This is a genomic window from Paraburkholderia sp. (assembly GCF_035948235.1).
Taxonomy (GTDB): domain Bacteria; phylum Pseudomonadota; class Gammaproteobacteria; order Burkholderiales; family Burkholderiaceae; genus Paraburkholderia.
The window spans coordinates 21,006-31,012 of record NZ_DASZJJ010000066.1 but is presented as its reverse complement, the minus strand read 5'-3'; the positions used below and the strand labels follow the sequence as shown (position 1 = coordinate 31,012).

The following is a 10,007-nucleotide window of genomic DNA, read 5'->3' as shown; positions in this document are numbered from 1 at the left end:
CCAACGCGGAAGCCTTCTCATGGTCGATCGTCACGTTGAACTGCGGCGTGTCGTTCAGACCGTTCGGACGCACCTGCGCCAGCATCGGGTCTTTCGCGGCCATGCCGAGCAGCATGTTGCGCGCTTCCATCAGCTTTTCGTGGCCAACGCCACCGCGATCCTGCAGCTCGAAGTCGAAGCCCGACGCCGTGCCGAGTTCAGGAATCGACGGCGGATTCACCGGAATCACCATCGCGTCCTTGTAGTTCGCGTAGTGACCGAACACACGGCCCACCAGCGCCTGGACCTTCTGGTCCGCGTGCTGACGCTCCTTGTAGTCCTTCAGGCGCACGAACACGAGACCCGAGTTCTGGCCGCGGCCAGCGAAGCTGAAGCCGTTCACCGTGAACGTCGACTCGACGATCGCCTTCTCGTCGTTGAGCAGATAGTTCTGGATGTTGGCCAGCGTGCGCGCCGTGGTTTCCTGGGTCGAGCCCGAAGGCGTCTGCACGATCACGAACATCGTGCCCTGGTCCTCATCGGGCAGGAACGACTTGGGCAGGCGCACGAACAGGAAGCCCACCGCGACGATCACGGCCAGATAGATGATGAGCCAGCGGCCCGAGCGCTTGATGACGTGGTGCACGCCGCTGTGATACTTGTCGCGGCTCTTGTCGAACGTGCGGTTGAACCAGCCGAAGAAGCCCTTCTTCTCTTCGTGGTGGCCCTTCGGGATCGGCTTGAGGATGGTCGCGCACAGCGCCGGCGTCAGAATCAGCGCGACGAGCACGGACAGCACCATCGCCGCCACGATCGTCAGCGAGAACTGACGATAGATGGCGCCGACCGAACCGCCGGAGAACGCCACCGGCACGAACACCGCCGACAGCACCAGCGCCACGCCCACCAGTGCGCCGGTGATCTGGCCCATGGCCTTGCGGGTGGCTTCCTTGGGCCCGAGGCCCTCCTCCACCATCACCCGCTCGACGTTTTCCACCACCACGATCGCATCGTCCACCAGCAGGCCGATGGCGAGCACGAGGCCGAACATCGACAGCGTATTGATGGAGAAGCCCACCGCCGCCATGATCGCGAACGTACCCAGCAGCACCACCGGCACCGCGATCGTCGGAATCAACGTCGCGCGCAGGTTCTGCAGGAACAGGTACATCACGAGGAACACCAGCACGATGCCTTCCAGCAGCGTCTTGATCACTTCCTCGATCGACAGGCGCACGAACGGCGTCGTGTCATACGGGTACTTCACGACAAGACCGTGCGGGAAGTACTTCGACAGATCGTCGATCTTCTGGCGCACCAGCTTCGCGGTCTGCAGCGCGTTGGCACCCGTTGCGAGCTGAATACCCAGACCGGCCGTCGGCGCACCGTTGTACTTGGTGTCGAAGTTGTAGTTTTCGCCACCCAGACCGATACGCGCCACGTCCTTCAGGCGCACCTGCGAGCCGTCCTGATTCACCTTCAGCAGGATGTTGCCGAACTCTTCAGGCGTGTGCAGCAGCGTCGATTCGGTGATGGTCGCCTGGAACGACTGCCCCGCCACCGACGGCGTGCCACCCAGCTGACCGCCCGCGATCTGCACGTTCTGCGCGGTGATCGCGGCCGTCACGTCGCTTGGCGTGAGGCTGAAGTTGGTGAGCTTGTTCGGATCGAGCCACACGCGCATCGCGTACTGCGAGCCGAACAGCGTGACCGTACCCACACCGTCGATACGGCTGACCGGATCTTCGATGTTCGACGCCACGTAGTTCGCGAGGTCGTACTTGGTCATGCTGCCGTCTTCGGACACGAACGCCAGCACCAGCAGGAAGCTGCTGCTCGATTTCGTGACCTTGATGCCGAGCTGCTGCACCACCTGCGGCAGAATCGGCGTGGCGAGCTGCAGCTTGTTCTGCACCTGCACCTGCGCGATGTCCGGGTTGGTACCCGCGGCGAAGGTCAGCGTAATGGTGGCCGTGCCCGAGTCATCGGACGTGGACGACAGATACAACAGATGGTCGAGACCGCTCATCTGCTGTTCGATCACCTGGGTGACCGTGTCTTCCACCGTCTTCGCCGACGCGCCCGGGTAGGTCGCGCTGATCTGGATCGACGGCGGCGCGATGGTCGGATACTGCGCGACCGGCAGCGTGAACACCGACGCCACACCCGCCAGCATCAGAATGATGGCGATCACCCACGCGAAAATCGGGCGATCGATAAAGAACTTTGCCATGAAACAGGCTCCCTGTTATTGCGCAGCGGAGGCGGCGGGTGCGGATGCCGCGGGGGCAGCCGATGCGCCGGATGCGCCCGATGCCGCGCCTGCGTTCGCGTAGCCCGAAGCCGTCGCCATATCCGCCGAAGGTGCGCCCGGCGGGGGCGGCGGCGGCAGATGCGCGTCCACGGCCTTGACCTGCGCGCCCGGCTTGACCTTTTCGGTGCCTTGCACGATCACGCGGTCGCCCGCGTTCAGGCCGCTTTCGACGATCCAGTCCTGGCCTTGCGAGCCGGACGTGACGACCGGATGCAGCTCGACCTTGTTCGCCTGGTTGACGACGAGCACCGTCGCCTGGCCCTTCTGGTCGTGCTGGACGCCCACTTGCGGCACGAGGAAGGCGTGATCGTTGGTGCCTTCGTCCAGACGCGCGCGCACGAACATACCCGGCAGCAGCACGTGATCCGGGTTCGGGAACAGCGCGCGGATCGTCACCGAGCCAGTGGTCTGGTCGACCGTGACGTCGGTGAACTGGAGCTTGCCCTGCTGCGAATAGGTACGGCCGTCTTCGAGCACGAGCGAGACCTTGGCGGCGTCGGGGCCGTTGGTCTTGAGGCGCCCTTCTTCGATCTCGCGGCGCAGCTTCAGGCCGTCGAGGCTCGACTGCGTGAGGTCGACGTACATCGGGTCCATCTGCTGCACGGTCGAGAGCAGCGTCGCGGCGCTCGCCTGCACGTAGGCGCCAGGCGTGACCTGCGAGATGCCGACCTTGCCGGTGATCGGCGAGAGCACGTCGGTGTAGCCCAGGTTGATCTGGGCGGTATCGACCGCGGCCTTGCCGGCGTCGACGTCGGCTTGCGCCTGGCCTTGCGCGGACACGGCGTTGTCGTAGTCCTGCTTGCTCACCGCATTGGCCGACACCAGCACCTTGTAGCGCGCCACGAGGGCGTTCTGCGTGACGAGGTTGGCCTTCGCCTTGGCAAGCGTCGCCTTGGCGTTATTGAGCGTGGCGATGTACGGCGCCGGATCGATCTTGTACAGGCGCTGACCGGCCTTCACGACCGAGCCTTCGGTGAACTCGCGGCGCAGCACGATGCCGTCGACCCGTGCGCGCACCTGCGCAACGAGGAAGGCGTTGGTGCGGCCCGGCAGTTCGCTGACGACCGGCACACTGCTCGGCTGGATCGTGACGACACCCACTTCGGGAGTTTGCGGCGGCGGCGCCGACTGCTTTTGCCCGCACGCTGCGAGCACTACGGCAGCCGTCGCGAAGCTGATTAGGCGGAATGGAACCCGTTCGACGCGCATGGAGCGACCTCTGTCTATAACTGACAATTAAAAGCGTGCGGCGTCCTCAAGGAAGGAGGACGACTGCGCACGCCAGCATCTGGCAATACCTGACGGATAACCCGGTACTTCAGGAAAGGCGCGATACCGGTCAGCAACATCCATCCGGGCTTTATTCGCGCGCCACCGCAGGGGCGTCGCGCATTGGGGTTTCTACGACCGCTTGGCCAGTGACGGATATTAACCGGACATCACTTCTCGAGGTATCCAGGTGGTGGGGTGGTATTATAGATACATTCGCGAATGAATGTTTAAGAACGCTTCAACCCCCTGAAGCGCGCTTGAAGAAGATTCCGCGCATGACATCCATATTACAAATCAATACTTTGCTCGTCGGACCCCCAGATGCCTGGCCACCCCACTCATCCGCCTGAAAGGCGCTAAACCACCATGGCCCGACGTACGAAAGAGGAAGCGCTGGAGACGCGCAACCGCATTCTCGACGCCGCCGAACACGTCTTCTCCGAGAAGGGCGTCTCACGCAGCTCGCTGGCCGATATCGCCCAGGCGGCCGGCGTCACGCGTGGCGCAATCTACTGGCATTTCGAGAACAAGGGCGACCTGTTCACGGCGATGTTCGATCGCGTGATCCTGCCGCTCGACGAGCTCAAGGCCGCTTCCGTCGATCCCGGCGAGCCCGACCCGCTCGGGCGCATCAAGGACCTCTGCACGCTGTGCCTGCAGGACACCGCCTCCGACGCGCGGCGTCGGCGGGTGTTCGAAATCCTGTTTCTGAAGTGCGAGTTCGTCGAAGAGATGGGGCCCGTGATGGCGCGCCATCAGGACAATATGCGCGAGGGGCTGATGCGCATCGAGGAAGGCTTGCGCAACGCGATGTCGAAAGGCCAGTTGCCCGCCGATCTCGATGCCGGGCGCGCGGCGCGCGTGCTGCACTCGTTCATTACCGGTGCGCTGCACGACATGGCGATCCTGCCGGATCAATTCGATGTGGCGAAGCACGCGCAGCGTCACGTCGAGGCGATGCTCGACGCGCTGCGTCATAGCCCGGCGTTGCGGGTAGGCCCGGCAGAGGAAAACTGACCAGCTGGAAGGTCGTCAGCTTTCGGCGAAGCGCCGCGCGACGTAGAAGAGGATCGCCACGAACACGATCATCGCGGCCCAGGCCCAGCCCGGCATCGCATGCGGCGTGGGTTCGTGGCGCAGCGTGCCCGCCGCGCGGCCCGACAGCGTGCCGCCCGCGTGCTGCGGCAGCAGATGCGCACGCCGCGCGACCGCCGCGAGATTGATCGGCCGCAGGAACACATGCTGACGGCGCGGCTCCTTTCCGCGTACGCGATTGGGCGCACGGCCGTGCTTGGCGGCCACCACCGCGCAGAACTCCGTGAAGAACTCATCGGCCAGCTCGTGCAGCGCGTGTTCGATCTGGCGCGGCGGCAATTCGCCCAGCGGCCCGGTCAGCGTCGCCCACACCGAATAATCGATGCGCGTGCTCAAACCGCGCTCGGCCGTGGCGGGCAACACCGCCGAAACCGCCGACGCCCGCTCCTCCTCCCTTAGCGCCACATCAATCTGCCCGCGCAGCGAGCCAATGCCATCGGCGCGCGCGCGAAAGCTCAGCACGCGGCGCGGCTTGAGCGGCACCTCGGCAACATCGCTGGCGATGTGAGCGCGCACTTCGTAGCGCGCGCGCAGTGGCCCGAGCGGCACGGTGAGCGTGATGGCGTACTCGCCGGGGCCGAGTCGACGGAACGACTCGCAGTGCTCCAGGCTCGCGCGCACGAGCGCCGCGTCCTGCAACGCCTGCCAGACAGCAGACGGCTCGAGCGGAATCCTCAACGCGTCGTTCAGTTCCATGGCGGGTCCCCGATAAGCGGTGCGAGAAGATCAGGACGTCTGGTCGATGCGGTCCACGCGATCTGCGTCGAACGCCAGATAGCCGCCGATGCTGCGCACGGTTTCATGCGGCGCTTCATAGCTCCACGCCGCGTCTTCGATACGGCCGTCTTCGGTGCGCAGATGGAAATACGCTGCGCTGCCTTTGTGCGGGCACGACGCAGAGCGTTCCGAGCGTTCGAGGCGCGCCATGTTGACGTCGGCGCGCGGGAAATAGAAGACGTCGGGGTAACCGGTTTCGCAGACGGTGAGCGCCGCGAGCGTGTCGGCGATCGTGATGCCGCCGTGGATCACGCGCACGCGATGACGGTTCACGATGATGTCGATGCGATGGCCGGCATCCGGTTCGCCCGTCATGGTCCGCTCCTGATCGATGTGCGCCGCGTTGAGCCATGGAGGCCCGAGGCTGGCGCATCGCCGCTGGTGTGCCGGGATGCCGGCGCGGCGCCGGTCCTGGCCGATGTTTGCAGCCCTCGCCGCTACGGGCGACTGGCTTGCTGTTCGCTGCTCCCTGACGGATCGCCTAGCCGGGCATTGTCGCCCGCGCGCGTGACACCCGTCGTAAGACCCGGCGCGCAACGCGGTTTAGATCGACAACCCTCGACAAAGCCGGAAAGCCACGGCAGACCCGTGGCTTCATTATCGACCAAACTGCGGCGGCTTGCGCGACTTCGATGCTAGCCGGCCACGGGGGCCGGCCCGGTTGCACGCGAATGTGCGCTAACAGACGGTTGAGCGCCTGAACACGGGGTTAAGCGCGGCGTCACCGCCCTCTCCCCCGTTTTGCACCCGCTCGCACGAATCACCAGATGAATGATGCGCGCGCGCTGCCGTTCGAACCCACCGTCACCGCGCTGGTCTTATCGACGCCCGCATGGCTCACGTGCACGGTGTAGCGGCCCGGACGCACTCGCACGAGCATGTACGGCCCGCGCGAAGTCGCGTCGAGCACGTTCGCGCCGTGCGCGTCGGTGATCTGCACGTGGACGTCGGCGAGGAACTCGGCCTTGCGGCCGGTAAAGCGCAGCGAAAGCGGCCACGAGTGCGCTGCCGCCTGCAGGGCCTTCGACTCGTCCTGGCCGACGCCGCCGGAGACGTACGAGACGTCGCCCTGTTGCTGCACTTGCGGCATGCCGCCGCCATTGGTATTGCCGGCGCTGGAATCGTCGCTGGTCGAACCGCCGACCGTGGCGTTGCCCTGGGTGCCGTTCATGTTGTCGGTGCCGGCGTTGCCGCCTGGCGGCATGGCCTGCTGCGCAAACGCGAGACTGGCACTGCCCACAAAGCCGACTGCACCGATCGCCAGGGTGGTCGCCATGGCGGCGGCCGAAAGGACGGGACGTGTGTTTCGAAACATCTTCATCGTGGCTGCTCCTCAAACAGGTTGCCGGTTTGCCAGATGCAGCAAAGCCCATGCCCATCACCGGCTTTCAGGCGCTTTGATGTATAGGCAAGCTGTTTCGAAAACACAAAAGAAAACTGCCGTCGGGGCATAGAGCCCGGACGGCAGTGGAAAGCGGTCTGACAGAATCGGGCGACGGACCCGGTCAACAAAATGCGGCAGACCGCTGGAGCGAACCTTTAGCGCGCCAGGTGCAGGTAGCGCGTTTAGCCGAGATCGACCGGCACGAAGATCTGCGCGTCGTCGCGCTGGATCAGCAGTGCGATGCTGTTGCCGGCCTGAGCGATCATCTGCTTGAGCTGATCGGCGCTCGTGACCGGGCGGCCGTTCACGGCCAGAATCACGTCGCCCTGCTGGATACCGGCGCTTTCCGCCGCGCCGCCCGCCTGCTCGACGAGCAGACCGTGATCGAGCGAGCTGTTGCTCTTCTCTTCCGGCGTGAGCGGACGCACCGCGACGCCCAGACGGCCCTGCATCTGCGACTGCTGCGGGTCGTTCGACGCCACCTTGCTGTCCGACAGCGCGCCGATCGTGGCCGTCAGATCCTTGGTGCCCTTGTCGCGCCAGATCTGGACGTCGGCCTTGGTGCCCGGCTTCATGCCCGCGATCAGCGAGGGCAGATCGGACGAATCGCCAATCTGCTCGCCGTTCACGGCCACGATCACGTCGCCGGGTTTCAGGCCCGCCTTGGCGGCCGGGCCGCTGGCGTCCACCGAACTCACAAGCGCGCCATGCGGCTTGTCCATGCCGAACGAATTGGCGAGCGTCTGGTTCATCGACTGCACCGCGACGCCCAGGCGTCCGCGGCTCACATGGCCGGTCTTGACGAGATCGTCCTTGACCTTCATGGCTTCGGTGATGGGGATCGCGAACGACAGGCCCTGGAAGCCGCCCGTCTGCGAATAGATCATCGAATTGATGCCGATCACTTCGCCCTGCAGATTAAAGAGCGGGCCGCCCGAATTGCCCGGATTCACCGGCACATCGGTCTGGATAAACGGCGTGTAGTTCTCGTCCGGCAGCGAGCGCGACTTCGCGCTGATGATGCCCGAGGTCACGGTGTTGTCGAAGCCGTACGGCGAGCCGATCGCCACCACCCACTGGCCGACCTTGCTCTGACGCGGATCGCCGATCTTCACGGTCGGCAGATCCTTGGCGTCGATCTTGAGCACCGCGACGTCCGACTGCTTGTCCGCGCCGACCACCTTGGCCTTGAATTCACGCTTGTCGGTGAGCTTCACGGTCACGACGTTGGCGCCGTCCACGACGTGCGCATTGGTCAGGATGTAGCCGTCGGGGCTGATGATGAAGCCCGAGCCGAGGCTCGCGCTCGGCGTATCCGGCTGCGCGCCGCCGCTGCCGTCGCCGCCCATGCCCGGCATGCCGCCGTAGAAGTGCTTGAAGAACTGATAGAACGGATCGCTCGGGTCGATCGGCAGTTGCTGCGAACCGCCGCCAGCACCGCCGCGCATGGCGGTTTGCTTCACCACGTGCTTTGCGCTGATGTTGACGACCGCCGGGCCGTAGGTTTCCACGAGGCCCGAGAAGTCGGGAATGCCGGTCTTGGCCGCGGCTTCGGCGGGCATCATCGCGGCCTGGGCCGGCGTAATGACCTGCGGCGGCGGCACATCGCGGTGCCCGGCCACATAGCCCGCCGACAACGCGACGGCAACAGCGATGGCCACGCCACTGCGGGTAAGGACTTTGGTATTCATAGTGGACTCCTTGCGCGGGATACGATCACGACGTAACGAAGGTTAAGCCGCGTCACTTAAAGGAGTCTTAATTCAGGAACTAATCCGCGAAGGCCCATGTGGCGGGCCTTCGCGTCATGCCGCCTGATTAAGGGATCGATGCGGGCGCATCGATTTTGCCGCGGCAGATTGAAAGCAAAACGGAAGATTCAAAACCGCACGTCCACCTGCAGACCGCCCGCAGGGGAATCGTCGAGCATGATGGCCGCGCCGTGCTGATCGGCAATGCGCCGCACGATCGCAAGGCCCAGCCCGGTTCCCGCCACATCGGTACGCGCGCGATTCACGCCCGCGCCCACTCGATAAAAACGGTCGAACACGCGCGCGCGCTCCTCGACTGGAATGCCGGGTCCGCTATCCGCGATGCGCACGAGCGCATGCCCGTCCTGCACCAGCAGGCTCACGTCCACGCGACCGCCCGCAGGCGTGTACTTGGTGGCGTTATCGAGCAGATTGTTGAACATCACGCGCAAGGCGTGGGCATCGCCTTCCACCTGCGCCGCCACGCTTTCTTCGATGCCCAGATCCACGCCGCGCTGCTGCGCGAGCGGCGCATAGTTGAGCACGCAATCATCGAGCAAGGCATGCAGATCGACGCTTTGCGCGCGGGCGTGACCATCGGGTTCGGAACGGGCCAGCGCGAGCAGTTGTTCGGCCAGGCGCGTCGCGCGCGTGACGCCCGTCTGCAGATCGCCGAGCGCTTCGCGGCGCGTCTCGTCATCCTTTGCGCGCGCAACCAGTTGCGCCTGAATCTGCACCGCCGCCAGCGGCGTGCGCAATTCGTGCGCGGCATCGGCGACAAAAGCCTTTTGCGTATCGAGCGCCTGCGCGAGTCTTTCGAGCAGCGCGTTGAGCGCATGGACGAGCGGCATCACCTCGCGCGGCAGACGCTCTTCGGGCAGCGGATCGAGCGCCTCGGGATGACGCGTGTCGAGCGCGCGCGCCACCCGCGAAAGCGGCTTGAGCCCGCGCCCCACCACCATCCACACCGCGAGACCGAGAAACGGCATCAGCACGATCAACGGCCAGAGCGTGCGCAACGCCACATTGGCGGCCAGGCGGTTACGCACCGACACCGGCTGCGCAAGCTGCACAACGTTATCGCCGACGATTGCGCCATACACGCGCCAGTCGCCGCGATCGGTCTTTTCGGTCGAGAAACCGAGCTCCGCGCGCGGCGCGAGCGGCGCGCGCGGATGCGAGTAATACATCAGGACACCGTTGCGATTCCAGATCTGCAGCACGATGCCCTCGTCGCCGGTGTCGCGCGAACTGAGGATCTCGTTGAACGGCTCGGAGGGCAGCGCCTCGGCGATTTCCTGCAACTGGTAATCGAACAGCTCGTTGGCTTCCGCGAGCGCCTGGCGGTAGATCAGCCAGCCCGCGAGGCACACGCCCGCGACCACGATCGCGAGCAGCCAGAACAGCAATTGTCTTCGTATTGAACTCATCCAGA

At 65.0% G+C, this 10,007-nt stretch carries 8 protein-coding genes; 1 reads left to right on the top strand and 7 read right to left on the bottom strand.

What is annotated here, in order from left to right; translation table 11 throughout:
- Both VG320_RS04545 and VG320_RS04540 read right to left on the bottom strand, forming a co-directional pair.
- On the bottom strand, positions 1-2,212 hold a 2,212-nt coding region (locus tag VG320_RS04545; RefSeq protein WP_327198953.1), incomplete at its 3' end, for an efflux RND transporter permease subunit.
- 15 nt (positions 2,213-2,227) lie between these two features.
- Entirely contained in the window at positions 2,228-3,502 is a 1,275-nt protein-coding gene (locus VG320_RS04540; protein WP_327198952.1) for an efflux RND transporter periplasmic adaptor subunit, read from the bottom strand.
- 429 nt (positions 3,503-3,931) lie between these two features.
- On the opposite strand from VG320_RS04540, the gene VG320_RS04535 reads away from it, so the two are divergent.
- On the top strand, positions 3,932-4,582 hold the full coding sequence (locus tag VG320_RS04535; protein WP_327198951.1) for a TetR family transcriptional regulator: 651 nt from the start codon (positions 3,932-3,934) through the stop codon (positions 4,580-4,582).
- Positions 4,583-4,597: 15 nt separating this feature from the next.
- Here VG320_RS04535 and VG320_RS04530 read toward each other — a convergent pair whose 3' ends face one another.
- From VG320_RS04530 to VG320_RS04510, 5 genes are all read right to left on the bottom strand, one after another.
- The gene (locus tag VG320_RS04530; protein ID WP_327198950.1) at positions 4,598-5,356 is read right to left on the bottom strand and encodes a CoxG family protein; all 759 of its coding nucleotides are present in this window, start codon (positions 5,354-5,356) and stop codon (positions 4,598-4,600) included.
- 30 nt (positions 5,357-5,386) lie between these two features.
- A complete protein-coding gene (locus VG320_RS04525) occupies positions 5,387-5,752 on the bottom strand; it encodes a DUF427 domain-containing protein (protein ID WP_327198949.1) in 366 nt (121 codons plus the stop codon).
- Between the two features lie 445 nt (positions 5,753-6,197).
- Positions 6,198-6,758 carry a carboxypeptidase regulatory-like domain-containing protein gene (locus VG320_RS04520; protein WP_414695967.1) on the bottom strand — a complete coding sequence of 187 codons (561 nt, stop codon included), beginning with the start codon at positions 6,756-6,758 and terminating at the stop codon, positions 6,198-6,200.
- Positions 6,759-7,003: 245 nt separating this feature from the next.
- Positions 7,004-8,512, bottom strand: a complete 1,509-nt coding sequence (locus VG320_RS04515; RefSeq protein ID WP_327198948.1) for a DegQ family serine endoprotease — start codon at positions 8,510-8,512, stop codon at positions 7,004-7,006.
- 188 nt (positions 8,513-8,700) lie between these two features.
- Positions 8,701-10,002 carry an ATP-binding protein gene (locus tag VG320_RS04510; RefSeq protein ID WP_327198947.1) on the bottom strand — a complete coding sequence of 434 codons (1,302 nt, stop codon included), beginning with the start codon at positions 10,000-10,002 and terminating at the stop codon, positions 8,701-8,703.
- Between the last annotated feature and the right edge of the window lie 5 nt (positions 10,003-10,007).